Annotated in this window: 20 protein-coding genes; 3 read left to right on the top strand and 17 right to left on the bottom strand. The window is 39.2% G+C overall.

What is annotated here, in order from left to right:
- Positions 1–39: 39 nt before the first annotated feature.
- The 8 genes from NE257_RS09180 to NE257_RS09145 all read right to left on the bottom strand — a co-directional run bounded on the left by NE257_RS09180 (position 40) and on the right by NE257_RS09145 (position 9,841).
- Positions 40–1,665: an ammonium transporter family protein gene (locus NE257_RS09180; RefSeq protein ID WP_251869338.1), complete on the bottom strand. Its 1,626-nt coding sequence runs from the start codon at positions 1,663–1,665 to the stop codon at positions 40–42.
- Between the two features lie 25 nt (positions 1,666–1,690).
- Complete coding sequence (locus NE257_RS09175; RefSeq protein ID WP_251886275.1) at positions 1,691–2,665, bottom strand: ABC transporter ATP-binding protein; 975 nt, start codon at positions 2,663–2,665, stop codon at positions 1,691–1,693.
- The gene (locus NE257_RS09170) at positions 2,662–3,723 is read right to left on the bottom strand and encodes an ABC transporter ATP-binding protein (RefSeq protein WP_276532317.1); all 1,062 of its coding nucleotides are present in this window, start codon (positions 3,721–3,723) and stop codon (positions 2,662–2,664) included. The genes NE257_RS09175 and NE257_RS09170 overlap by 4 nt, the downstream gene beginning before the upstream one ends.
- 98 nt (positions 3,724–3,821) lie before the next feature.
- Complete coding sequence (locus NE257_RS09165) at positions 3,822–5,459, bottom strand: ABC transporter substrate-binding protein (protein WP_251886274.1); 1,638 nt, start codon at positions 5,457–5,459, stop codon at positions 3,822–3,824.
- A 20-nt stretch (positions 5,460–5,479) separates the two neighbouring features.
- Complete coding sequence (locus NE257_RS09160; protein WP_040366082.1) at positions 5,480–6,412, bottom strand: ABC transporter permease; 933 nt, start codon at positions 6,410–6,412, stop codon at positions 5,480–5,482.
- Between the two features lie 13 nt (positions 6,413–6,425).
- Positions 6,426–7,373 carry an ABC transporter permease gene (locus NE257_RS09155; RefSeq protein ID WP_251886273.1) on the bottom strand — a complete coding sequence of 316 codons (948 nt, stop codon included), beginning with the start codon at positions 7,371–7,373 and terminating at the stop codon, positions 6,426–6,428.
- Positions 7,374–7,388: 15 nt separating this feature from the next.
- Positions 7,389–8,597 (bottom strand): M20 metallopeptidase family protein, encoded by a 1,209-nt coding sequence (locus tag NE257_RS09150; protein WP_007207415.1) that lies wholly within the window; start codon positions 8,595–8,597, stop codon positions 7,389–7,391.
- Positions 8,594–9,841, bottom strand: a complete 1,248-nt coding sequence (locus NE257_RS09145) for a M20 metallopeptidase family protein (protein WP_251886272.1) — start codon at positions 9,839–9,841, stop codon at positions 8,594–8,596. The genes NE257_RS09150 and NE257_RS09145 overlap by 4 nt, the downstream gene beginning before the upstream one ends.
- Before the next feature lie 322 nt (positions 9,842–10,163).
- Between NE257_RS09145 and NE257_RS09140 the strand changes: the two genes are divergently transcribed.
- Positions 10,164–11,576, top strand: coding sequence for a M20 family metallopeptidase (locus NE257_RS09140; RefSeq protein WP_251855501.1), 1,413 nt, complete (start codon positions 10,164–10,166; stop codon positions 11,574–11,576).
- Positions 11,577–11,706: 130 nt separating this feature from the next.
- Here the strand turns inward: NE257_RS09140 and NE257_RS09135 are convergent, their stop codons facing one another.
- The 6 genes from NE257_RS09135 to NE257_RS09110 all read right to left on the bottom strand — a co-directional run bounded on the left by NE257_RS09135 (position 11,707) and on the right by NE257_RS09110 (position 19,518).
- Positions 11,707–13,341, bottom strand: coding sequence for a peptide ABC transporter substrate-binding protein (locus NE257_RS09135; protein ID WP_251886271.1), 1,635 nt, complete (start codon positions 13,339–13,341; stop codon positions 11,707–11,709).
- Positions 13,342–13,366: 25 nt separating this feature from the next.
- The gene (locus NE257_RS09130) at positions 13,367–14,077 is read right to left on the bottom strand and encodes a gamma-glutamyl-gamma-aminobutyrate hydrolase family protein (RefSeq protein ID WP_251886270.1); all 711 of its coding nucleotides are present in this window, start codon (positions 14,075–14,077) and stop codon (positions 13,367–13,369) included.
- A 147-nt stretch (positions 14,078–14,224) separates the two neighbouring features.
- Entirely contained in the window at positions 14,225–15,973 is a 1,749-nt protein-coding gene (locus NE257_RS09125) for an ABC transporter ATP-binding protein (protein WP_251869329.1), read from the bottom strand.
- Positions 15,966–17,714: an ABC transporter ATP-binding protein gene (locus NE257_RS09120; protein WP_251886269.1), complete on the bottom strand. Its 1,749-nt coding sequence runs from the start codon at positions 17,712–17,714 to the stop codon at positions 15,966–15,968. The genes NE257_RS09125 and NE257_RS09120 overlap by 8 nt, the downstream gene beginning before the upstream one ends.
- 304 nt (positions 17,715–18,018) lie before the next feature.
- Complete coding sequence (locus tag NE257_RS09115; RefSeq protein ID WP_007207422.1) at positions 18,019–18,960, bottom strand: alpha/beta fold hydrolase; 942 nt, start codon at positions 18,958–18,960, stop codon at positions 18,019–18,021.
- Between the two features lie 18 nt (positions 18,961–18,978).
- Positions 18,979–19,518, bottom strand: coding sequence for a dihydrofolate reductase family protein (locus NE257_RS09110; protein ID WP_251886268.1), 540 nt, complete (start codon positions 19,516–19,518; stop codon positions 18,979–18,981).
- 149 nt (positions 19,519–19,667) lie between these two features.
- On the opposite strand from NE257_RS09110, the gene NE257_RS09105 reads away from it, so the two are divergent.
- Entirely contained in the window at positions 19,668–20,324 is a 657-nt protein-coding gene (locus NE257_RS09105; RefSeq protein ID WP_251886267.1) for a GNAT family N-acetyltransferase, read from the top strand.
- 262 nt (positions 20,325–20,586) lie between these two features.
- On the opposite strand, the gene NE257_RS09100 is transcribed toward NE257_RS09105, so the two are convergent.
- Both NE257_RS09100 and NE257_RS09095 read right to left on the bottom strand, forming a co-directional pair.
- The gene (locus NE257_RS09100; protein ID WP_251886266.1) at positions 20,587–21,903 is read right to left on the bottom strand and encodes a 2-hydroxycarboxylate transporter family protein; all 1,317 of its coding nucleotides are present in this window, start codon (positions 21,901–21,903) and stop codon (positions 20,587–20,589) included.
- A 69-nt stretch (positions 21,904–21,972) separates the two neighbouring features.
- A complete protein-coding gene (locus tag NE257_RS09095) occupies positions 21,973–23,613 on the bottom strand; it encodes a malolactic enzyme (protein WP_007207427.1) in 1,641 nt (546 codons plus the stop codon).
- Positions 23,614–23,729: 116 nt separating this feature from the next.
- On the opposite strand from NE257_RS09095, the gene NE257_RS09090 reads away from it, so the two are divergent.
- Complete coding sequence (locus NE257_RS09090; protein ID WP_007207428.1) at positions 23,730–24,611, top strand: LysR family transcriptional regulator; 882 nt, start codon at positions 23,730–23,732, stop codon at positions 24,609–24,611.
- A 198-nt stretch (positions 24,612–24,809) separates the two neighbouring features.
- Here the strand turns inward: NE257_RS09090 and NE257_RS09085 are convergent, their stop codons facing one another.
- Positions 24,810–26,006, bottom strand: coding sequence for a trans-sulfuration enzyme family protein (locus NE257_RS09085; protein ID WP_251886265.1), 1,197 nt, complete (start codon positions 26,004–26,006; stop codon positions 24,810–24,812).
- Positions 26,007–26,049 lie beyond the last annotated feature (43 nt).

Below are 26,049 nucleotides of genomic sequence, written 5' to 3'. Positions count from 1 at the left end.
CTCAGATATATTCGTTTTTGGTATAACCGCTTAGCTGACCTACTCGTATTCTAAAGCCTGGGAATCATGTTCACCAGTACTTACACGGATTACATGATTAATCGTTGAAATAAATACTTTCCCATCTCCAACATGACCAGTGTATAATGCTCTTTGTATAGCTTGTAGCATATCTGTCGTTGAAATCGTATTAACCACCACTTCTAATTTAATCTTTGGTAAAAAATTCGTATCTACCTCCAACCCACGATAATAACTAGAGTGCCCTTTTTGAACACCAAAGCCAGTTACATTAGAAACATTCATTCCAGCGACTCCAATAGCATTTAATTCTTCTACCAAACGGTCAAATCGATTAGGGTTGGTTAAAATTTCAAACTTACGAATCGTACTAGTATTGGAACTATCTGTAAATTGTTTATTTGGATTGTCCTGTTCTTCCACAGTAAGAGTCGGTTTTACTTGCTCAACATCTACTTGTTCCATCACAGGCACCTTACTGTAGTTTACAGCAGGAAGCCCTTGAAAATTAGCAGGCAAATGAAAAATACTGCTATCTTTCCCAACTGTCTCTTCCATTGTAGATAATCGTGTACCACGTGATGAATAGCTTATTACTTTCAAGCTGATATACGCAATCACACTAACAAAAATTGCTAGTAATATATATCCAACTATGCTCCCAATAAACCATTGTAATTTATTGTTTCCTAAACTTGTCGAAACATTAGAGAATAACATTTTTAGTATTAACACCTGTAGACTACTTATACCAAAAATAGCGATGATACTACTTGGATCATCAATCTTCGCTTTCTTATCTAACCATTCAATGAACCAAAATAATAGAGGAACACTTAAAATATTAGTAGCTATCAAAGCAACGATATTCGTTTGCGTACCTACACTGGCACTTGAAATAATGCCTAAACTTGTTGCATGCATAACTAAAACAACATCAACATAATGATAGTGGATTTTAGAAATGAGCAATGCGACGAAAAAATTAATCGCTGGGATCAATAAAATTACAAAGAAGAATTTTGTATGTAAGTCCGCTAGTTCTCTTTGTTCAAGTACTATTTGAACAAATAATGGCCAACCAATCCAAGATAATAGAACAGAAAAAATGATTAGATACAAATTACTACTGGGCAAAGCATTCACTGTATCATTTTGATATTTTCCTAATCGTGCTCCAATTTGGTTAGCTGAAACAAAAGCAATCACAGCAATAGCAAGTTGGATACTAATGGTTTGATTATCTAAAAAACCCATTTTGGTAAGTAGAGCATTTGGTTGTAATAAGATATTTAAAGCTGGTTCAATTATTATCCCAACCACTAATGCCAATCCACCATATACCAAGTTTTGCGCTCTTTCAGCGATTGAATTTGTTGCAAACATTCCAATAAGAACACTGACCATTACACCTTGTAAAAGGTTAGCTGAAATGGTTCCACTTTCTGAAAAAGCAGATGTTATCCCTAACATCAGTTTTCCTTCTGAAAGACCGAAACCCACTAATGCATACGCAATTCCAGCACACATGAATACGACTAATTTTTGAAATAAGGTACTTGTCTTATTTTTATCAGATATAAATGCCGCTTCGCTTAAAATTGCTGCAAAAACTAACACCCCTAAACTTGTAAACATTATCATTCAATCACCCCCTTTTGTCCTCTTCTTATGAAAGAACCATCGTCTCTTTTTTCTCCTTTAATGCCTCATATTTTTTTTGATACATAGCAATTTCTTGCTGATGGCAATAAACAAAATGCCCAGGTACAATCTCATATAATCCTACGTCTGGGTCATTTTCATTATAGGAAATTTTGGTCTCATCATAGCCAATTCTTGTTCTGTGTTTTTCAGAAATGGGATCTGGTTCAGGTATTGCTGAAAGCAGTGACTCAGTATACTGGTGTAGTGGATAGTGATAAATATCATCAGCAGTTGCCAATTCTAATAACTTTCCTCGATTCATCACCCCAATGCGATCACTGATATACTTCACCATCGACAAATCGTGAGCAATAAATAAATAAGTTAGTTTTTCTTTTTTCTTTAAGTTTCTTAATAGATTTACAATTTGAGCCTGAATAGATACATCTAACGCTGAGATGGCCTCATCTGCAATGATACACTTTGGTTCAAGCGCAATAGCTCGAGCAATCCCAATCCTTTGACACTGTCCTCCTGAAAATTCACGAGGATAACGATTGGCAAAACTCCGATTCAAACCTACTAAATCTAACAATTCATATACTCTATCATCGCGCTCTTTTTTATTTTTAACTAACTGGTGAACTTCAAGTGGTCCACCAATAATTTCTTTTACTGTTAGTCGAGGATTCAGCGAAGCATAAGGATCTTGAAAAATCATTTGGATATTCTTTCGAAATGCCAACAAATCTTTGCGATTTTTCTTATTTTGAATGTTATCTCCTAAAAAAATAATTTGACCATCCGTTATCTCTTCTAGTTTCATCAATAACTTTCCAGTGGTTGATTTTCCACTTCCAGATTCTCCTACTAAGCCAAATGTTTCTCCTTCATAAATATCGAAAGTAATATCGTCAACTGCGCGAACTTCATTTGCTTTTCCTTGGTTGTAAACTTTCTTAACTCCTTTGATTTGAATAATCAGATTTCTATTCATAGAACGACCTCGTTTCCTTGAAGTTGGGCAAATAATTTTTGTCGTTCCACAATTTCTTGCGGTGGTTCAATCTTTAGTGCACGGTCATCCAATAACCAGGTACTGGCAAAATGCGTATCGGAAATCCGAAACATCGGGGGTTCTTCTACTAAGTCAATCTCCATAGCAAATTCATTCCGTGAAGCAAATGGGTCTCCTTTTGGCACATGCAGTAGGTTAGGAGGAGAACCTGGGATGGTATACAAATCATGGTCATCCGTTTCCATATCCGGCATTGATGCTAGTAGCCCCCAAGTGTACGGGTGTTTTGGATTATAAAAAATTTCATTTGCTGTACCAATTTCAACGATTTTACCTGCATACATCACAGCTACACGATCAGCGATATTGGCAACCACGCCTAAATCATGCGTAATGAAGATGGTAGACATTTGAAATTCCGTTTTTAATTCTTTTAACAACTCAATAATTTGTGCTTGAATCGTTACATCCAAGGCAGTAGTTGGCTCATCTGCAATCATAATTTTCGGATGACACGCCAATGCCATGGCAATCATAACCCGCTGACGCATACCACCGGAAAACTGATGGGGGTATTGTTTAAACCGTTCTTTGGCTTTCACAATCCCCACGCGTTCCATTAATTCAATGGCTTTTTCTTTGGCTTCTTTTTTCTTATAATTTTGATGCACAATCAATGGCTCCATAATTTGTAAGCCGACTGTTAGCACCGGGTTCAGCGAGGTCATAGGATCTTGAAAAATCATCGCAATTTCTTTGCCTCGAATTTGGTTCATTCGACTTTCTTTCTGATCTAATAAATTCTCTCCTTCAAATAGAATACCGTTACTTTTGATTGTTGTATGCCGTTGCGGTAAAATCTGTGTAATCGCTTTGGTTGATACACTTTTTCCAGATCCAGATTCTCCAACTAGCGCTAAGGTTTCTCCTTCATATAAGTCAAAAGTCACCCCACGAACCGCATGGATGACACCTTCAGAAGTCTGAAACGATACGGATAACTCTTCGACTGAAAGTATTTTTTTCTGGTTTTCCATGCACATCAACCTCCCTTTCGTTGCATCCTTTTTAAGAAGAATGGGACACGCATTCAATCGAACAGGTCCCATTCTTAAGAACTATTTCACTTCTCTAATTATTTTTTGGTCCAATCTTGCATATCGTATAAGCTACCTACCCAAAATTCTTTGATCCCGCCATCAAGGTTTTTACTTTGTACTTTGTATTGGTAATCGGCATAAAGACCAACTGCGTAGGCTTGTTCTTTCCAGTACGCTTGAATTTCATCATAGATTTTTTTCCGGTCATCCATATTTGTCGAAGCTTTTCCTTGAGCAATCAATTCTTCCAGTTTTGGATCGTTCACGCGACTTAAATTAGTGGTTCCTGATTTTGACCAAAGATAGGTTTGGTCTGGGTCCGAAGTCATTGGAATACCTATTAATCCTAATTGGTAATCACCTGAACGCACATTAGCCAAGGCTGTAACAAAATCAAAACTTACTTGTTTCACTTTGAAACCAGCTTCTTCTAGATTTTGTTGAATCAAGTTGGCTGATTGTTCCCGTGCTTTGTTTCCAGTTGGCACCGTCAACTCAATTTCTTTGCTTGTATCAAAGCCAGATTCTTTGATTAATGCTTTGGCTTTCGCTACATCATGTGGTATAGCCTTCAAATCTTTGTCATAGTACTTGCTTGCAGAGGTATACGAAGTTGGTAGAACTTCCGCATTGCCACGGAACAATTGTTTCACTATAGCTTCACGGTCAATCGCATACGTCATCGCTAACCGAACTTTGGCATCAAAGTCATCGTTATTAATGAACATAAATTGAGTCGCAAATCCAGGATAGCTCTTAAACGTCAAGTTGCTATTTTTCTTCAAGGTATCAATATCCGAAACCGGAATAACCCCAATTCCGCCACCAGCAGCCATGTCTACGCCACCAGATTCTAATTCAGTTACTAAACTTGTCCCGTTCACGATTTTCAAGTAAACATTCTTCAGTTTTGCTTCTCCTTTATAGTAAGAAGGATTGGCTTCTAACTGAACATACGAATCCTTTTCGTACTTCACAAATTTGTAAAGACTTCCTGATACCGTTGGGGCCGTAGCAAAAGTTGAACTAGATAGATTTTTTAAATCTTCTTTTTCTACGATGTGTTTTGGTACAATGTAGATATTAAATCCAATCATTTCCTTCAAATAATTAGGATCCACGGGTGTTTTAGTGGTTAAGGTTAAAGTGCTATCATCCACAACTTTAACCCCACTGATTTCTGTGGTGCCATCATCCAATTTCCCAGTATCTTTGACCCCCTTCAGACTAGAAATATTCACCCCAAAAGAGGTTTCAACATCTGGATTGGCAATCAAATTCAATGAATATGCGACATCTTCCGCAGTAATTGGTTTATCATCTGACCATTTCGCACCACTGCGAAGCTTGATTGTAAAAGTTTGGTTGTCCGTTGTTTCAAATGAATCAGCCAAATTCCCTTTAAAGGTTAAAGACTCTGGTTGATCCAATAGTGTTGGGTACAACATCCGCAAAATCCATTGACCAGACGTATCTGTCGAATTAGCTGGGTTGAAACCACCGGGTGCATTAGTTAATCCAATGTATAGAGTATCTTTTTTGGTGGCCGAACTTGACTCAGTGCTTGATCCACTTGAGCTATCACTGGATCCCCCACAGGCAGCTAACAATGTAACACTTAACAAGGTAATGATTCCCATCCAAATGGCTTTCTTTTTCGTTTTGATTGTCATGTCAATCCCTCTTTTCTTTTCTATTTCATATCTCCCTCAATCGCTTTTCTCAGTCCATCACCGATAAAATTGATTGACAATACCGTTAATAACACCATAATTCCTGCTGGTAACCAACGCCAATACTGATTTTGCAGCACATTTAATGACTGTGCGTTGGACATCATATTCCCCCAACTAGAAGTCGGTGGTTGCACACCTACACCTAGAAAGCTTAACGAGGCTTCGGTAATAATCGATGTTGCAACCCCAAACGTCATATTGACTAAAATTAATGTCAGAATATTGGGAAAAATATGTTTAAACATAATCTGGAACGTGGTGTAACCAGAAGCAATCGCTGCTTGTACGTAGTCCGCATTTTTTAATTTCATCACTTCCCCACGAACCAAGCGACAAATCATCGGCCATCCCAGTAACCCAATTACAAACGTGACGGTCCAAATACTTGGGCCAATCAAACTGACAATAACCAAAATCACCATGAAATAAGGAAATGACATGAAAACTTCCGTAATTCTCATGATGGTTGTATCCCAAATACCACCTAAAAACCCACTCAATAAGCCTAAAGTGGTGCCGATAACGGCATAAATAATCACAGAAAGGACACCAACAATCAATGAAACGCGGGTCCCATAAATCAAGCGACTCAGTACATCACGCCCTACTTCATCTGTACCTAGCAGATTTTTGGCGGAAGGTGCTGCTTCAAAATAGCCGACTGTTTTGGTTGGATCATAGGGAGAAATCGCCGAAGCAAACACGGCAATCACGATAAAAAGAATGAATAAAATCAAACTAGCCACAGCCAACTTATCTCTGAAAAACCGTTTGACCAACGTCTTTAGATAGCCATCTTCATTCTGAGCTGTTCCTTGCAATTGGCTCAGATGTTCCAATTCTTCAAGTTTCTTTCTTGAAACAGTTTTGAACATATTGGTCATTTCCATTCGCACACCTCCTTTAGTACCGAATTCTAGGATCAACGACCGCATAGAGAATGTCTGCCAAGAGATTGCAAAGCATTACTCCCAATGCTGCTACTAGATTAATGGCCATTAACACTGGATAATCCCTAGAATTAATAGAAGAAATCATTAGCTGACCAATTCCAGGCCATTGAAAAATTTGTTCCGTTACAACTGCTCCACCTAGCATTTTAGGTATGTCAGAACTAGCTACGGTTATAATTGATACTAAGGAATTTTTTACACCATGTCTCCATAAAGTCAGCTTTTGATTTAATCCTTTAGCCTTAGCAGTTCTCATATAATTCTCCGAAAAAATTTCGATCATATTTGCTCGAACATAGCGAATCATATTCGAACAATAAAAAGCTGAAAGTACGACAGTGGGCATAATCAAATGTTTTAAACTATCAATGGCATTGGACTCTTGGCCCAAAGTGGTCATTCCCCCGGTCGGCAACCATTTAAGTTGTAAGGCAAATATAAAGATTAAGCCTAACCCAAAGAAAAAGTTAGGGATTGATACTCCTAAAAACGAAAAGCTTGTAATCAGTGTATCTAGCCAACCGCCTTGCTTTTTGGCACAAATGATACCTAACGGAACTGCTAATATGTAAGATAGCAATAGTGTAGCTAGCATAAGCGTGAGCGTTGCTTGAATTTTATTTGGAAGTACCTCTGTTACGGCTACCCGCGAAGAAAATGAAATACCGAGATTTCCTTGTAATAAATTTCCTAGCCATTTAACGTACTGCACTGGTAAGGGTTGATTCAATCCTAGATTTTCTCGCATTTGTTCCTTTTGTTGCGCAGTTGCATTTTCAGAAATATATAAATCTGTCGGATCTCCTGGTGCTAAATTAACAATTCCAAAACAAAAAATTGTTACCAATAACAAAACTGGTATAGTAATCAAAATTCTTTTAATGATGTATTTTCCCATTTCTTTACCTCCAATCTATTTTGAGGATTTACCATCGTTAGTTGTTAAGTAATGTGCGACGATGGCTAAAAATGATTGCCCCGATTGAAGTAAACAACTCTCGTCCAATTTAAATTTAGGATGGTGGTGTGGATAAACTGCATCAATATCAGGATTATTTCCTCCTACATAAAAGAAGCACCCGGGTTTTTCTTGGACATAATAAGAAAAGTCTTCCCCACCCATACCTGTGGGAATTTGTACAACCTTATCTTCTCCAAATAAGTTACTTACTATTTTTACAACTTGTTTCAATTCTGGTTCTGATTGCTGGATAGCAGGATAGCCATCACGATAAAAAGTCGTGGCCGTCCCACCTTGAATACTGGCAATAACATTTGGCAATGTGACAACGCCATTTTTTAATACTTCTCTCGTTTTAGCATCAAGTGTACGAACCGTACCAACTATTTTTGCAGTATCTGCAATAATGTTATACGCATCTCCGCCAGCCTTTACACTTGCAAAAGTTAATACCCCGGCCTCGATTGGATCGACTTTACGACTAACTAGTGTTTGTAAATTGGTAATTATTTGGCTAGCAATTACGATTGAATCGACCGTTTCACTTGGATGAGCAGCATGACCGCCTTTTCCTTGAATATCAATTTTGAAGGTATCTGAATTAGCAGATCCGTATGGTTCAGAATAAGCAATCATTCCTTTTGGTAATAAAGAGGATACATGAATACCAAAAACAAAATCAACACCCTCTAGTGCCCCAGCTTCTACCATGAATTTAGCTCCGCCTGGTTGAATTTCTTCTGCATTTTGATGAATTAATACAACATTTCCATGAAGGTCACTACGATTATTTTGTAATACTTTAGCGACACTTAATAAACCAGCAGTATGAACATCATGACCACATGCATGCATGACACCTTCATTTTCTGAAATAAATGGAACATCTGTTTCTTCCGTAATTGCCAAAGCGTCAAAATCAGCACGCAAAGCGATTGTTAACCCGGGATGTCCCCCTTTAATTTTTGCAACAATGCCGTATCCATTACCAAAATTGGGCTGGATATCAGTGATACCGTATGCAGTTAATTGTTCAATAATATATTGTGCTGTTTTTTCTTCTTTATAAGACAGTTCAGGGTGTTGATGAAGATAGCGTCGATTTCCTAATGCTTCTTCGTGTCCGGATTCTAAATCTGCTAACCATTTTTCTAAAGTCATACATTATCTATCCCTTCTATTGATTCATTCTCTATTAAATAGTGTTGAATAATAGATAAAAATGCTTGTGCTCCAATGAATAGACTCTCTTCATCAGCAGTAAATTTTGGATGGTGATGTGGATAATTTATTTCTTGTGTCGCAATCCCTGCCGGTACATTAAAGAAAGTTCCTGGTATTTTTTGCAAATAATAAGCAAAATCCTCACCACCCATTGTTGGCTGAACTGTAACAACATTTTCTTCTCCAAATTGTTCAATAAATATTTTCTCTACCAAACTTGTTTCTTCGGGATAATTGTACACAGAAGGATAACCGTATTTATATGTTACTTTAGCTGTGGCACCGTGAGCAGCTGCAATATGTTCTACCATTGCTGAAATACCTTCTTTAAATTGTTGTTGTACTTCTTTTTCAAATGTTCGAACAGTTCCTTTCAAATATGCTTTATCTGCAATAATATTATCGGCCCCTTCTCCTGCGTGAAAGGCTGTAACGGATAAAACCCCTGCTTTAATTGGATCTTTTCTTCTGCTAACAATCGTTTGTAATTCTTGAATTAAATATGCTGCAACTACTGTAGCATCGACTGTGGTATGCGGAGCTGATCCATGACCACCTTTTCCCTGAATTTGGATTTCAAACGAGTCAGCAGCAGCCATCATATATCCTGGGTGAATATAGAGCTTTCCTGCGTCAACAGTTCCGCCTTGGATATGTAAGCCAAATATTGCATCCACATCATCTAAAGCCCCAGATTCCATAATTGCAATTGCTCCACCTGGTGGCAATTCCTCAGCATGTTGAAAAATAAAAATTAATTTACCTGATAAATCACTTGAAAGTTTCCCTACAGCTTGTGCAACGGATAATAATGTTGCTGTATGGACATCATGTCCACAAGCATGCATGACACCATCGTTTTTTGATTTAAATGGTAAGTCACTTTCTTCTTGGATTGGCAAAGCATCAAAATCAGCTCTAAGTGCAATTGTTGGTCCTGGTTTCCCAGTATCTAACGTAGCTAAAATACCGCCACCGCCTACCTCTGTTTGGATATCACTATATCCATATGCTAACAATTCCTTTTGAATAAATGATCTTGTCTGCTCCTCTTGAAATGACAACTCTGGAAACTCATGTAAATGTCGTCGATTCGCAATCGTATAATCCCTATTCTCTTGTAAGATAGCAATTGCTTTTTCTAAAAATTGAGAAGCCAATGTATCTTCAGCTAAATTCATGAGACGCCCTCCTTAAACTAACCATTTTCACGTAATAAAACCTAACGTAAGTCAAATTATAAGAATTTAATTAGATTATTGCAATCTATTTTCATAATTAATTCACTATTTTCTCACTTTTCTATTTTTATTAATTTTACACAATCTTTTCTTACTATTATTAGATAAAGTTGATTTAATAGCTTATTTCATTTTTAATTTGTGATTTTCTGAAAAAAATCAATGATTTACAACTTATATATTCATGATATATGTTAAAATTTCTATTAAAAATATTAAAATAAAATTAGAAAAGAGTGGTCTTTTGAAAAAAGAAAGAATAATGGAGATATTGAATGAAAAAAAAGAAATTTTTTTTCAAGCTTCTGATTCTATATGGGACACACCTGAACTACGCTTTGCCGTCGATCAATCTGTACAACAACATTATAGTGTCTTAGAAAAAGAAGGATTTACGATAGAAAAGGGCATTGGTGGCATGCGTAATGCCTATGTAGCCACATATGGTAGTGGGTCTCCTATAGTAGGTATTCTTGGTGAATATGATGCGCTTTCTAATTTAAGTCAACAAGCTGACTTAAAGAAACAAGAGCCCATTACTAAAGGTGCTAATGGGCATGGATGCGGTCATAATTTACTGGGGATGGGTGCTGTTGCAGGAGCTGTGGGAGCGAAAGAATTTTTAAAAGAAACGGGTGGTCCGGGTACAATTAAATTATTCGGTTGCCCTGCAGAGGAAGGTGGTTGTGGAAAGTCATATATTGCCAGAGCTGGTCTGTTTGATGAATTAGATTTGGCATTAAGTTGGCACCCGATGGATCAGACAGGAGCTTGGGGTGCTTCAAGTTTGGCTGTATACCATGTCAATTATCACTTTAAAGGTATTTCATCTCATGCAGCGGGAGCTCCTGAATTAGGTCGTAGCGCATTAGATGCCGCTGAATTAATGAATATCGGTGTACAATTTTTACGTGAACACATTATTGATGATGCAAGAATCCATTATGCCTTTACAGATACAGGAGGCACCTCTCCTAACGTTGTTCAATCAAGTGCTTCTTTATTTTATTATGTTCGTGCACCGAAAATGGAACAAGCTACCGAGATTTACGAAAGAGTGACTAAAATTGCAGAAGGGGCCGCATTAATGACTGGTACGACTATGGAGGTTAGCCTTGATTCTGCATGTTATGAATATATACCAAATAAACTTTGGACAGCACAGATGCATGAAAATCTATCCTTGATTGATTTATTTGACTATTCTGCTGAAGAATTGGCCTATGAACAAGGCTATTATGATACAATTGCTGATTCAGTGAAACAAGACATCTATCACAAGCTTTTGGATATTTTCCCAGATAAAAGTGTTGAAGAACTTAAAGAATACGTTTCTCTTCCTATTTGTCAATTTATTTTACCACTTTCATTTGATGGAACTGGAGGAGGATCGACAGATGTCGGAGATGTCAGCTGGATATGCCCTACTGCCCAAGTTTGGATTGGTTGTGAGCCTTTGGGAAGTGCTCCTCATAGCTGGCAATGGGTTGCTAACGGAAAATCTTCAGTCGCTCACAAAGGATTACTCAATGCGGGTAAAGCAATCGCTTTAACAGCAATCGATGCCTTTACTTCACCCGAAAGAATAAAAAAAGGGAAAGAGGAGCATTTACGTAATCTAAAAGGAAAAACGTATAAATGTGCCATACCAAATACGGTTATGCCGGATTGCTAAAAATACACATACAAAAAATACCTGAACATATCTCTATATCATTTTTATAGTCGAAAGCTAAGATTAGTCGAATTCACTATATAAATGTATAAACTAATGTTCAGGTATTTTTCATTATTCATGGGAACAATTACTTCACATATGCTAAACGGTAAGATACAGTTCGGCCAAATGGGAAAATTTGAAGATTTTGTAGTTTCTCCGATTGTAAGTATGCTACTGCACCTTGATACAATGGCAACACGGCTGTATCTGTTTCAATCAGTTGTTTTTCCAGTGCTAATAGTTCTTTCCATCGTGCATCAGCATCATTCGCTAATGTCGTACGAGCTTCTTCTAATCCTTGGTCATAGCTAGAACTTGCATAGCCAGATGTATTCAACCCACCTTTTGAATCATAAAATTCTAAGAAGTTGATAGGGTCTGCATAGTCCGGTGTCCATGTACCAAACACTAAATCAAAATCACCTGCTGATTGTAAATCTAAACGGTTTTGCAACGGTACAGATTTGATCGTAATAGTCAAACCTGGTAAGTTTTGCTCAAGTTGTCCTTGAATGTACTCAACGGTCTTTTTAGAAGAGGCTGTATCGGAAGAAAGTAGTTCCAATGTAATTTGATCTTTTCCTAATTCTTCTTTGGCTTTGGCCCATGAAGCTTGTGCCTTTTCAAGATTATATGGAAGCAAATCGCCGTTTTCTTTACGGAAATCTTCACCAGTTGATGGATCTTTTGCGAAGTTACTTGGGACGAAACCATTTAAAGCAGTCGAGCCATCGCCTAATATATCTTCTGCAAATGATTTTTTATCAATGGCCTGCAAAATAGCTTGACGGACATTTAAGTTTCCTGTGACGTCACGCTTCTGATTGGCACTAATATAGCCTACCAAAGCTTTCGGTACATAGTGAGCTAAGTCGTTGCCTTTATATTGTTGCGCGTAGGTATCAGTCAATGTCGTATAGTCAAGCGCATCGGTTTCAAATAAGTTTACGCCGGTTCCTGTTTCCTTGACTACTTGCACATCAATTTCTTCTAATTGAACATTGCCTGTATCCCAATAGCTATCATTTTTAACTAATTTCCAAGACTCATTGGCTCCTGTCCACCCTTCGATTTTGAATGGTCCATTTCCCACAAAGTTCTCTGAACTAGTTCCATAATCCTTCCCTTTTTCTTTAGCGAAGTTCACATCTTTTGGCATAAATGGTGTACCTACTAAAATTTGATCTAAATAAGTAATTGGACTTTCTAGCACAATCTGTAAGGTGTGGTCATCGACAGCTGTGACACCTAATGTATCGACATCTGCCTCTCCTTGACGAATTTTGCTCGCGTTTTTGAAAATATCCATTCGGTTGCTACTACTTGATGCATTGGTCGGATCGACAACGTATTGGTATGCATACACAAAGTCAGCTGCCGTCACGTCATCTCCATTACTCCATTTGGCATCTCTTAACTTAAAGGTATACGTCAAGCCATCCTCACTAACAGTTGGCTTTTCAGCAGCAATTGCAAGTTCAGGGTCACCATTTTTGTCTGTGCGATAAAGACCTTCTGTGACTTGACCAATCATATCTGAACTGTTGACATCACTGTATTGCCCACTATCTAATGTCGTTAATTCACCTGAAGTTGAAACATTAATTACTTGCTTTGAGCTACTATCTGTACTCGTAGTCGTCTCATTTTTTCCTGTTGTTGAGCATGCAGACAGAGTCAATGCTGCAATCGCTAAATAACCCAATAATCGTTTCTTCATTCCATTTCCCCCTTTTTTCATTCCCTTATAAATGATTTGCTACATATTGAAATATACCCATTTCTTGAACCAACTCTTCATACGCAAAATCCGGATGCCACTGTACTGCTAAAATGCTGTGCTTTGGATCTTCAATTGCTTCGATAACATTATCTGGACTCCACGCAGTCTCGGTGAAATTACTTGATAAACGATTCACAGCTTGATGATGAAACGAGTTCACCGTATTATGTGTGCCATATAATGATTGTATCATGCTTTGGTCCAATGTTTGAATTCCATGCGTCGGCACAGCACGTGGAATTGGTGCTTGCATATGACGAATGCCTTTCGTTTCATCAATTTTTTGTTGCAAGTCACCACCAAAAGCGACGTTGACTAATTGCATTCCCCGACATACAGCAAAAATCGGTTTCTTTTGAACAAGTGCTTCATCAATTAGCGCTAGCTCAAACTCATCGCGTGCTAGGTAGCTGTAATCCTCTTCTGTCTCTAGTTGTTGCCCGTAAAATTTGGTTGAGACATTCTGACCACCCGCTAATACTAGCTTGTCAATTTGGCTAATGTATTCTTTGGCAGCTTCTTTTTCACTAATCGGTATAACCATCGCCAGTGCACCTGCTTTTTGGATTGCCTTCACATAACCAAGCGGTGTATACAAGATTGGCATCTCATGCAATACTTCTCCCGAATTTTGAATTTCATTCGCTGCAATTCCAATAATTGGCCTCTTCATGTCTTACTCATCCTTTACTTAAACGATTATCTCATCAATCTTTAATAATAAAATTATCTTAATACAAAAAAAATAAAATGTATATGAAAAAGCGATGGTGATTCTTTATTTCTATCACCAGCGCTTTTTTTGTTATTTTCTTAGTTATCACAGTTGTTCTGCTTGCATTTGATACATTTGTTGATAAATTCCTGCATGTTCTATTAATGAGCGATGCGTCCCTTGCTCGACAATTTCACCTCGATCTAAGACTAAGATTTGATTGGCCTCCTTAATCGTCGACAAGCGGTGGGCAATCATAAAAGTCGTACGCCCTTTCTTTAAGACATTCATAGCCTTTTGGATAATTGTCTCAGTCTCTGTATCCACGTGGCTAGTAGCTTCATCTAAAATTAAAATTTTAGGATTGACCACTAAAGCTCGCGCAAAACTAATCAATTGCCGCTCACCACTGGAAAACTCATTGCCCTTCTCCACTACTGGATGGTGAATACCTTCTTCATAGCGGTCCAATAAATAGGCTGCACCGACTTGCTCCATCGCATCCACAATCATTTCATCCGTAATATCTGGGCGATTCATCCCGATATTCGAAGCAATTGTCCCTGAAAAAAGATACGGGTCCTGTAAGACAATCGCCATGCCCTTTCGTACACTTTGGCGACTGTATTCTTCGATGGTCTGACCATCAATCACAATGGAGCCGGCTTGCGGATCATAAAACCGAAAAAGTAAATTCAAAATACTCGATTTTCCTGAGCCAGTGTGACCGACAAGAGCGACTGTCTCTCCTGGTGCTGCATGGAAAGTAATATTTTTCAAAACTGTTTGCTCTGGCAAATAGCCAAATGTGACATCATGAAAGGTAACATCGCCTTCTTTAATCTGCATTTGCTTTTCTTCTTGTGATTCAGTTTTTTGATCAGCAAACTCAAAAATTCGTTGACCAGCGGCTAGAGATTGTTGGATATTGGCAATTGTTTGTACGAATCCCTCAATCGGGTCAAACAAGCGATTGATGTAGTCGATAAAGACATACATCAGACCCGCTGAAAGGAGCATATGGCCATCTAAAAATTGATAAGAAGCCAATGAAATCACAGTTAACATCGTGACGTTTCTTAATAGATTGGCAAATCCCCACGCCACCGATGAATCCAAAAGCAAGTATTTTCTTCCCATCTCAAACCACTTTTGGACAGTATCTTTGAATTCGTGTAGCAATTGATTTTCGCGCTGAAATGCTTGCACGACCGCCATTCCTTGGACAAACTCATTCAGCTGTCCGCTAATCTGGGAGATATATTCTCGCATAGCTAGATTGTATTTAGAGGCATATTTTGTGTATTGCTTTTGCCAAATAATTAAAATCGGAACTAAAATTAGCATCGCTACGCCTAAGCGTCTATCTAATAGCAACAAGGCAGTAAATGCACCAATAATTTGAATCATATTACTAAGCATGTTGCTAATGACACTCACATAAAAATTTCCTCGCAAAGCTTCGGTGTCATTTGTGATGCGTGCAACAACTTTTCCGGCTGGTAGCTGATCAAAATAGGAAATCGGCAGGTGATGCATGTGGGCAAATAATTCATTGCGCATGCGTTTGACAATTCGATTGGACATTTTTCTTAGTAACAATAAACTAACATACTTTAATAATGATCCTACACTGTTTAATAAAAGATAGCTCATTAATAAGATAATCAGCCATTCTTTGTTTAAGACGCCTGTCTCATATGCAGGTGTCAGGACTTGGTCAATTAACCGCTTGGCAATCATCGGGGAATATAGTTCTAAGCCCGTGGCGATAACCAATAGACTCGCACCTACTAGAAATCGCTGCTTATAAAAGCGGATATAACTCAATAATCGGATAATAGTCTTAAGCATCAGACGCTTCATCCTCCTTTATTTGTTGATGATAATATTGATCTTGGTACCAGCCAGGCTCTTGAATCAAGGATGCATGGGTACCGCGTTGGACAACTTGTCCTTCGTCCAAGACAAGTACTTGATCGGCTGTCGTAATCGCCGACAAACGATGGGTCACGATGACTAAAGTATCGGTAATCGTTTGGTTGCTGAGATTTTCGATAATGGCTTGCTCGGTCTTAGCATCGACGGCGGAAAGTGCATCATCTAGTAACAAAACGGGACTATTTCTTAAAAAGGCACGAGCTAGGGACAATCGTTGCTTTTGTCCACCAGATAAAGACACCCCTTTTTCACCGACTAAGGTCGCTAGTTGCTCTGGCATCAGTCGGATGTCTTCGGCTAAGCAGGCCATCTCGAGTGCTTTCCATAGTTTTTCATCACTTGCTTGGCTGTCACCAAACAAGAGATTTTCACGGATTGTTCGCGAAAAAAGGGTATGTTCTTGCGGTACTTCAGCTAATTGGGACCGCACGGATTGCGTCTCATAGTCCGTCAATGGCAAGCCGTTTAGCTCAGGCACTTGATTTGAATAAGGGTAGCGGTGGCCAAACTGACGAAGCAAAGTCGTCTTGCCGCTCCCCGTTTTACCTACGATACCGATGACTTGACCACGTGAAATCGTCAAATCTACCCCCGCGAGTACGAGTCGTTTGGTATCAGGATATCGAAAATCAAAATCTTTTAATGCAAAGTATTCAAAGCTGGTGGCTGTTTTTGCACCGGATTGCTCCAAGCCATCACCGGTCTGCAATACTTCATTGATTCGTCGCCAAGAAGCTGCTCCTTGCTGCATGACATTCACTAAGTCTCCCGCTGAAATCATAGGCCAGACGACCATCGTTAAATACACTTGAAACGAAACCATCGCCCCAATGGTAATTTGTTGACGGACGACCAATAAGGCACCAAAGCCAAAACTTAACACAAAACTAATTGCTAAAATAATCGTAACCAGTGGTGTAAAGCGTGCATCGATTTCTGAGACGCGATCATTTTTGCTTTTTGTTTCTTCTGTACGTGCTTCAAACTGAGCCGTAGTGGCTTCTTCCAGACCAAATGCACGCACGACACGAATGCCATCAATCATCTCTAAGACTTCACTATTCATCTCGGAAACAGAATTTTGTGCATCCGTGAATGACTTATCTACCTCTGAGCCCCATTTGAAAATAAAGTAAGCCAACACTGGCATCGGGATCAATGCAATCAATGTCAATTGCCAGGATACACTCCAAGCCATCATCACGACAATAAACGCTAAGTATACGCTAGTGTTCAAAAAGACCATCAAGCCATAGCCCACCGTCATCCCCATGACTTGGACATCATCACTCGAGCGCGTCATCAAATCTCCTGTTCGAAAACGATGATAAAAAGGTGCACCCATTTTTAGAAAGTGCGTCATCAAATCCCCACGTAAATTCCGTTGTAAATCGAAGGAACCAATGAATAGAAAAAAGGTCCAGACAAACTCGGTCAGATATGCTAGGACAATCGCGCCTCCAAAAAGCACACTGTATTGAAGTAACATCTGACTAGTTAATTGTTTGGCGATAATCGCATCCACAAATAAGCGAATAATATACGTCGGTGCTACATACATTGCGCTGGCTATCAGCATAAACAAAACGACAATGACATAGCGTTTTTTGTGTTCATTAAAATAACTTGCTAATTGGTTTAAAATGTATTTCATTCTTTCTCCCTTTGAGTCGCTTGACCGACTCCACTTTTCTTCCTCTTCTTTTTTCTAAAAAGCGCACAAAAAAGCCCTGTCCCATTCAGAACAGAGCCTAGATATACGTATACAATAATTGCTTCACTGTACGCTAAATAGAATCCAAAGAAGGGATTAATAATGTAGATGATATGCAGTTTGTTTGGTTGTTTATCAGTAATTTGCTCATCTGACTTTCCCTCTCTTTCTTAAATTTTTAATAAGTACATCTCATAGTGTACAGATACTTCTCATTATTGACAAGTGTTTTTTTTTATTTTTGCTAATTTTGATTGGCCGCTAAACACTGGAAGTTAATCCATTCCTTGATTTCACGGTAAACAAACGAGGCATTTTGCTCGTTCAAAATTTCATGACGGGCTTGATGTATCATTCGCAAAGTGACTGGATTGCCATTTTTTGCGATTTGCTTGGCACACGCATGGACACTCTTTCCGTAATGCCCCACCGGATCCTCCTCACCTGAAATAAACAAAAACGGAAGCTGCGGATTGATTTGCTTGAGTTTTTTGGGTGAGCTGGCTTCCTTGGTTAAATAAAAAAGATCTTGATAGGCTTTTACGGTGAACGTAAATTGATTTTTCGGATCTTGTAAGTAGGCATCAACTTGCCTTTCATCCCTTGATAGCCAATCCTTAGTTGTACGCGCCGGTCGAAAATGACGATTAAAGCCATTAAAAGCCAAATTGTCTAAGATGGCGGAGCGATATTTTGGTCCACGCAGGCGGATAAAGGTCTGACTCGCCAAGAGTGCTGCGGTCATTTTAAGTAATGGTTCATAGGTCGTCCCCATCATGATGCACCCAACGAAGGTCTCATTCGGATACTTAATTAAGTAATCCCGTACGACAAGTGAGCCCATACTATGTCCCAAAAGAACATGCGGTAGCTTCGGATACTTGGCACGGACTTGTTCATTGACGCGCTGAACATCGTCAATCAAAAACCGGTGTCCCTCTCGATCTGCAAAATAGCCGTACTCCGCCTCATCTTGGACAGAGTCTCCATGTCCCAAATGATCATGACCGATGACCGCATAACCAGCTGACATCAAGTACTTCGCAAAGTCCTCGTAGCGATCAATGTGCTCGACCATCCCATGTACGAGTTGGACGGTGGCTTTCGGTGCTTGCTCTGGTAGCCAATGATTCATTTTTAATTGATGACAGCCATCTGAAGACCTAACCCAACACACTTGCTTCATAGACATCCTCCTTTTTTTTTATTTTTTCTTGGTCATCTGTTTCTTTTGATAATGCAGCTCGACCATTTCACCCATCTGTGTTGCTTCGACAAACTTCACCCGTTGCTCATAATCCCCTTCTGGAAACAAGCGCTTGCCCGCTCCTAAAAAGACAGGTGCAAGCTGAATCCAATAATCATCAATTAACTCTGATGCCATTAATGACGTCACTAATCCACCACCACCGACAATCCAGATCCATTTACCAGTTGCTACCTTTAAGTCTTTGATAATTGTACGCACATCACCATCTACATAGCGGCCTTCTGGAAATGAACCTTTCATTTGATGCGTGAAGATAATCTTTTGCTTGCCGGGATAGAGTGGTTCTTCACCGAGCATTTTTTTTACTTCATCATACGTTGTCTTACCCATGACAACCGTATCGACTTGCTCGATGAACGCCTCATACGTCGAGACTCCTGCAAGATTGGTGTCAAATAACCACTGCAAACTATCCTGTTCATCTGCTAAATACCCATCGATACTCATAGCCCCGTAAAATACAACTTTGCGCATCCTTTGCTCCTTTTTTTACTTTGATACAGTTAGTCTACCATAGCTTGCACTGAATCGATAGCAACAAAAAAAATAGCTATCAACGAAAAATTTGCTATACTGCTAATTAGAATACGCTTAAAAAAGGAGCACTCATCAACCTAATTCCCATGACCCAAGAAATTTATGATCATTATCTCAGTCAAGCGATCGTTGCCTACGCTGAGGACAAAGTACAAGCCAAAACATGGACACAAGAAGAAGCACTTTCTTTATCCACCGCGAGCTTTGCGGAATTATTGCCAGCCGGCTTGGCAACACCTAATCACTTTTTGTTTTCATTACAACTTGATGAAGGCCAAACAATCGGTAGTACCTGGCTTTTTGTTAAGGATACCCAAGCTTTTATCTATGACTTTGAAATTACTGCAACGAAGCGTGGACAAGAATACGGGAAGCAAGCTCTCAAAGCTGTTGATCAATGGGCAGCGACACAAGGAATCACCGGTATTGGGTTACACGTCTTTGCCCATAACCAAACTGCGTATCATCTTTATAAAAAAAATAGGCTACATAGAGACAGATTTCTCTATGACCCATCGTGTGAAAGAGTAAAAAAGCTGAGACAGAATAGTTTTGCTCTAAAAAAGACGGAAAATCCAGAAGTTATCACTCAAACTTTCGGATTTTCCGTCTTTTTCGTTAGCCCTTTTGTTTCATCCTTTTTAATCAGTGAAGCAAAAGCAGCTCTCTCGGCATTACGTCATAAATCCTCAAAAATTTATAAATCAATTTTTGCAATTTCTGAACGTATTGCTCGGAGCTAACCGCTTTTGTTTCATCCTTTTTAATCAGTGAAGCATAAGCAGCTCTCTCGGCATTACGTCATAAATCCTCAAAAATTTATAAATCAATTTTTGCAATTTCTGAACGTATTGCTCGGAGCTAACCGCTTTTGTTTCATCCTTTTAATCAGTGAAGCATAAGCAGCTCTCTCGGCATTACGTCATAAATCCTCAAAAATTTATAAATCAATTTTTGCAATTTCTGAACGTATTGCTCGGAGCTAACCGCTTTTGTTTCATCCTTTTAAGAGAAGAGTTGCATGATAAATCCGGATATGATTAAGACAATCGCACCGCCTAGACGATTTCCCATTTGCGCGAATGCAATGAGTTCCATCCGTTTTGAGGCAGATAGGACAGCGACATTTCCGGTACCGCCCATTGAGTTGTTACAAAAACCTGCCGTGATAGAAGCTTCGACTGGATAAAGGCCAAAAAGACGACCGACAAAGCCTGCTACAACAGAAATACTGATAACGCTCACTAGACATAGCACCACAAACTGCCAAGTCAATGAAGCAACTAAGACATTTAAGTTTAATAAAGCCATCCCTATACCGGCTAATACAGCAGCAGTTAAGTTTTTGACTACTAATTGGTTGAACATCACTGCAGCATCTTCGTAGTATTTTGGTAAGATGTTAAAGACTTTACACAATACTACGATAATAATCATGAAGGCATAAGCATGAACTTTGGGTGCAAAGTAATTAGCGATCTGGCCTAGCATGAAAAAGGACATAGCAACCATTAAGCCCACACCAAATTGTGGGATATTCAATTTCAATTCACGAGTAGAGGCATCGCCCAGGCTACCCGTTTTGACTAATTTACCTTGACCAGAGAAACCAGGTTTTGATTCACCTGCTCGAGCAAGCAAGGCTGCTCCAATAATAGCTAATACATTGGTCATAGCTGTCGCTGGAATTAAACGTGAAATCACTTGTGATGCATCAGTTCCTAAGACATGCGCATAGATAGAAGACAATGGCACCGCACCCGCACCAACTCCACCAGCCATCGCTGGGAGTGAAATATATAGGACCGAATTACCAAAGCCATTACCAATTAACATCCCCACAAAACCAACTGCAAAGAATGAGCTAACCATCGCAATTAACGCCACTGGAATAAAGCGAACAGATGCTGTAATAAGTGTGTCCCGATCCATTCCTAAAATACTACCAGTAATCAATGCGGCAATATAAAAATCTAAAAAGCCCATGTTGTTAATAAAATTAGATGTATCTTGTAACACCGCATGCGGCAAAATGTTAAATGTTGCCAACGCCGCAGAAGCAAAAATTGCAAAGACAGAACCACCACCTAGGTAGCTTTTGATGATTGGAATTTTATTTCCTAAGAAATGGAACAAATTCCCAAAAATCACCAAGACAGCCAATGGTCCCAAAATGCCTTTAGGTAATTTTCCTAAAGCCATGGTAACAATTAAAATAAGCACGATCAGCAAATACAATGGCAAGGAGATACCGGTGATCTTCGTTGACCAAAAACTGTTTTTTTGCGTTGTTTCCGCAGTTCCCTCTTTTTCGTGTGACACTTGTTTCCATCCCTTTCAATGAGGGGCGGCCAAAAACAGTTGCCTGCTTTTGGCTCCTCAAATTCTTTCTTATTGGTTTTGTTCTTCGTAAGTTGGTGTCCATTTTGCTGCTTGAACTGCTTCGTGAACATCTTTGATTTCTTCACGATTTAATTTTTGATCAACGACAGATTGTGCAACAACTTCTGCGATTGTTTCAGAGAATTTTGTGATTTTGCTGATTGGAGGCAAGATAGCTGCGCCTGGTTTTGTTACATCAACAATACCACCAAGAGCGCGGCTCGCTTTAGAGATGATTTCTGCATTGACACGAGTTGCAGTCGATGCAATCAAGCCTAAGCCAAGTCCTGGATACATCAACGCGTTGTTTGCTTGGCCAATTTGGTAAGTCACGCCATTGTACTCAACGTCGCTGGCTGGAATACCTGTACCAACTAATGCTTTCCCATCGGTCCAAGCAATTAAATCAGCTGCTTTTGCTTCAGCTAATTTTGTTGGGTTCGATAATGGCATAATAATTGGACGAGGTGTGTGGCTAGCCATTTCTTTAACGATAGCTTCCGTAAATGTACCTGGTTGAGTAGATGTACCAATCATGATTGTTGGGTGGATTGCACGAACAACTGCTTCTAAGCTTGTTAATTCTTCGCTTGCTTCAAATTCTGCACGTTTTCTAGCAAATGGAATTTGGCCAGGAGTCAATCCTTCTGTATCTTCAAATAAAAGACCTTGTTTGTCGACTTGGTAGAAATGTTTTCTTGCTTCTTCAGCTGGTACACCTTGACGAATCATTTCATCAAGCAAAATATTAGCAATCCCTACACCTGCAGTACCGGCACCATAAGTTAAGATAGTTTGATCTTTTAATTCTTCATTAGAAATATTTAAACCACCTAACACACCAGCTAATACAACAATCCCAGTTCCTTGAATGTCATCATTGAATGTAGTAATTTTGTCTTCGTAGTTTGAAAGAATGTTAGCTGCATTGCCACGACCGAAGTCTTCCCAGTGAAGCAATAATTCAGGGAATAATGTTGTGCTTGCTTCTACAAATTGATCAATAAAATCATAGTAACGGTCTCCTTCGACACGTTCATGACGGTTACCTAAATAAAGTGGGTTCGCTAATAATTCTTTATTATTTGTTCCGGCATCGATTGAAACTGGCAATACTTGTGCTGGATTAATTCCTGCAGCGGCTGTGTACACCATTAATTTACCAATCGCGATATCAACACCATTGACACCCCAGTCACCCATACCTAAGATTCCTTCAGCATCTGTCGCAACGATCAGACGAATATCACGGCCATCTGCAGCGTTAAGTAAACTTTCTTTAATATCTTCAGGACGATCAATTGATAAGAACGCTGCATCTTGTGGTTTTAAAAATAGTTCATTGTATTGTTCGATTGAATCTGCAACAACTGGATCATACACGATAGGCATAAATTCTACCAAATGTTCGTCCATTAATTTGAAGAATAATGTACGATTTGTATTAAACAAATTCATCAAGAAGATACGTTTTTCTAAATTTGATGGTTTACTTAAAAATTGATTATAAGCTTGTGTCGTTTGTTCTGCTAGTGTTTGCACTGTAGAAGGTAACATACCAGTCAATTTGTATGCCTTTCTTTCTTCGGCTGTAAAAGCTGTGCCTTTATTTAAGAATGGATTGTTTAAGCGATTTAATCCTGTTAACATGTGAAATTCCTCCTAAATTGTTTTTGACATATGCAGTATAGTACCTGCGATTTGATATAGTCAAAACAACGAGTTATAATAAATTTTATTTATATGTAAGAGAAGGTGCTAGCATCATGAACCTAAAAGATTTGGAATACTTTCATCATTTAGTTAAATTGACAAGCTTTACCAAAGTCGCGCAATTGTTACACGTCAGCCAGCCGACCATCACCTATGCCGTGAAGCGACTTGAAGAAGAACTACAGACACAATTGATCATTCGCGATCAAACACATCACGCCATCCAGATTACTGAATCAGGCAAGCTTTTGGATGCACACATTGCTGTTGTCTTGAATGAACTAAAGACTGCTCGCGTCAAAATTCATCGCCTTCAAAATCAAAAAATTGTGCTTGGCTTGCCGCCAATTATTGGCAATCACTATTTCCCTAAAATTTCAGTTGATCTTTTGCAAAAAAAAGTCATGGATCAAGTGACGATTGTCAGTGGTGGCTCACAAGACATGCTACAACTACTAAAAGATGGCCGCGTCGATATGGCTCTTATTGGCTCTTTAAACAAAATTGTCCATGCACACTTAGTCGCTAAAGTCTTGACCAGTAAGCCTTTCATGATTGTCGTTAGTCCTCGTCATCCACTCGCACAGAAGCAATCGGTCTCATTTGCTGAATTGACAGAAGAAAATTTCGTGCTTTTCAATGAACACTATGTCCATGCGGTGGCTTTTGAGCAACTGTCCGACCAAGTCTCGTTTCAGCCAAAAATTTTATATAAAACCGATGACCTCAATATTTTAAAAGGCATGCTGAAAGAACAAATCGGCATCGGCTTTTTGACTGAAATTGCCTTAGATCAAACCGATGACCTTGTCGCCATCCCTCTTTCGGATTCTGTTCAACCACGTTTTTATATTTCATTGGTGCAATCAGAAAATATCTTGCTGACCAGTATCCAAGAAAAAATCGCCACCACAGTCGAAACCTTTGCATTTTAAGGTTATGACAATTACGTTTTGCTCCGAGCGATAAGCTTGAAAAGTCCGAAAATTGCCCCTCAAATTTTTGAGGATTTTTGACTTATTGTATAGTGAGTTGCTAAATGTAAAAATCCAGAACACCCAAAAAGTTTGCGACACAACTTCCGGATGTTCTGGCTTTTTGTATGTAGCTAAATCATTCTGTCTCAACCTCTTTTAGAGCCCAATCACTTTCAACGCCTGATCTAAATCAGCAATCAAGTCGGCGACATCTTCTAAACCAACACTAAAACGAATAAACCCGTTTTGAAATTGCGGTGGGTAAAGTCTAATGCGTTCATCATAAGATGGCTGCGGAAAAATTAGGCTTTCATCATGTCCTAATGACACCGCGAAGGTAATAATCTTTAAAGCGGCGCAAAAGCGCTCGACCGTTTTATCATCGGCATCAATACCAAATGAGATGACACCACCAAAGCCATTCTGCATTTGCTTTTTGGCAGTCTCATAACCTGGATTGTTCTTTAATCCCGGATATGAGACAAAGGTCACACCTTGTCTTTGTTCCAACCACTGAGCAAGCTGCAATGTTGTCGTATTGATTCGCTCCATCCTCATCGGAAAAGTCGACGCTCCTCTAAAAATTTGCCACGCATTAAATGGACTGATGATTGCTCCAACATTGACCTGTGCCTCATAGCGTATTCTATCCATCTCAGCTAAGTTATTTGAAAAGATAGCTCCTCCTTGTGCATCGCCATGACCATTAATGAATTTGGTCAGCGACTCCACGACAAAATCTGCTCCCAGTGCCAATGGATGTTGATTGTATGGTGATGCGAAGGTATTATCCACCGATAATAAGGCCCCATGCGTATGGGCAATTTCAGCGATTGCGGCAATATCCGTCACACCATTCACTGGATTATCAGGCGTTTCAATATGGATCAAACGAGTCCCGTCTTTGACTACTTTTTCTACAGCAGCTAGGTCAGTCATATCAACCATCTCTGTCTGCACACCAAATTTTTCTCGAAATAACTCATGAAACAAACGATACACAGCCATATAACTCACCTTAGGATAGACGACATGGTCACCCGTCTTTAATAGTGTCCAAAATAAAGTATGCAATGCCCCAACACCACTTCCCAGGACAATGGCATCATCTGCTCCGTGCAATGACGCCACTTTTTGCTCGAGCCATTGCTGATTGGGATTGCCATTACGAGAATACATTAGTAGATCCGTTGAGGAATAATTTACTTGCGATAAGTCATCCGGCAATTTAAAACTATTCGCCATATGCAATGGTCGGCGGACAGCACCCGTCTCTTGATCGTAGCCATTCCCTGTATGGACTGCTCGCGTATTTATCCCATATTCCTGAAAATCATCTTCTTTTTTTGCCATTGCGTTCCCCTCTTTTCTGATTGCAGCTATCAATTGTTGCTAC

The organism is Enterococcus italicus, assembly GCF_023743875.1.
Taxonomy (GTDB): Bacteria; Bacillota; Bacilli; order Lactobacillales; family Enterococcaceae; genus Enterococcus_G; species Enterococcus_G italicus.
Note: the sequence above shows the minus strand (reverse complement) of the source record. Positions and strands in the feature narration are given on the sequence as shown.

Bases quoted from the DNA above. Each gene is read 5' to 3' on its own strand.
- NE257_RS09175 (WP_251886275.1), bottom strand. From the start codon at position 2,665: ATGAATAGAAATCTGATTATTCAAATCAAAGGAGTTAAGAAAGTTTAC.
- NE257_RS09165 (WP_251886274.1), bottom strand. From the start codon at position 5,459: ATGACAATCAAAACGAAAAAGAAAGCCATTTGGATGGGAATCATTACC.
- NE257_RS09135 (WP_251886271.1), bottom strand. From the start codon at position 13,341: ATGAAGAAACGATTATTGGGTTATTTAGCGATTGCAGCATTGACTCTG.
- NE257_RS09085 (WP_251886265.1), bottom strand. From the start codon at position 26,006: ATGGCAAAAAAAGAAGATGATTTTCAGGAATATGGGATAAATACGCGA.
- NE257_RS09170 (WP_276532317.1), bottom strand. From the start codon at position 3,723: ATGGAAAACCAGAAAAAAATACTTTCAGTCGAAGAGTTATCCGTATCG.
- NE257_RS09180 (WP_251869338.1), bottom strand. From the start codon at position 1,665: ATGATAATGTTTACAAGTTTAGGGGTGTTAGTTTTTGCAGCAATTTTA.
- NE257_RS09140 (WP_251855501.1), top strand. From the start codon at position 10,164: ATGGAGATATTGAATGAAAAAAAAGAAATTTTTTTTCAAGCTTCTGAT.
- NE257_RS09125 (WP_251869329.1), bottom strand. From the start codon at position 15,973: ATGCTTAAGACTATTATCCGATTATTGAGTTATATCCGCTTTTATAAG.
- NE257_RS09095 (WP_007207427.1), bottom strand. From the start codon at position 23,613: ATGTTAACAGGATTAAATCGCTTAAACAATCCATTCTTAAATAAAGGC.
- NE257_RS09150 (WP_007207415.1), bottom strand. From the start codon at position 8,597: ATGACTTTAGAAAAATGGTTAGCAGATTTAGAATCCGGACACGAAGAA.
- NE257_RS09155 (WP_251886273.1), bottom strand. From the start codon at position 7,373: ATGGGAAAATACATCATTAAAAGAATTTTGATTACTATACCAGTTTTG.
- NE257_RS09110 (WP_251886268.1), bottom strand. From the start codon at position 19,518: ATGCGCAAAGTTGTATTTTACGGGGCTATGAGTATCGATGGGTATTTA.
- NE257_RS09090 (WP_007207428.1), top strand. From the start codon at position 23,730: ATGAACCTAAAAGATTTGGAATACTTTCATCATTTAGTTAAATTGACA.
- NE257_RS09145 (WP_251886272.1), bottom strand. From the start codon at position 9,841: ATGAATTTAGCTGAAGATACATTGGCTTCTCAATTTTTAGAAAAAGCA.
- NE257_RS09105 (WP_251886267.1), top strand. From the start codon at position 19,668: ATGACCCAAGAAATTTATGATCATTATCTCAGTCAAGCGATCGTTGCC.
- NE257_RS09115 (WP_007207422.1), bottom strand. From the start codon at position 18,960: ATGAAGCAAGTGTGTTGGGTTAGGTCTTCAGATGGCTGTCATCAATTA.
- NE257_RS09160 (WP_040366082.1), bottom strand. From the start codon at position 6,412: ATGGAAATGACCAATATGTTCAAAACTGTTTCAAGAAAGAAACTTGAA.
- NE257_RS09120 (WP_251886269.1), bottom strand. From the start codon at position 17,714: ATGAAATACATTTTAAACCAATTAGCAAGTTATTTTAATGAACACAAA.
- NE257_RS09130 (WP_251886270.1), bottom strand. From the start codon at position 14,077: ATGAAGAGGCCAATTATTGGAATTGCAGCGAATGAAATTCAAAATTCG.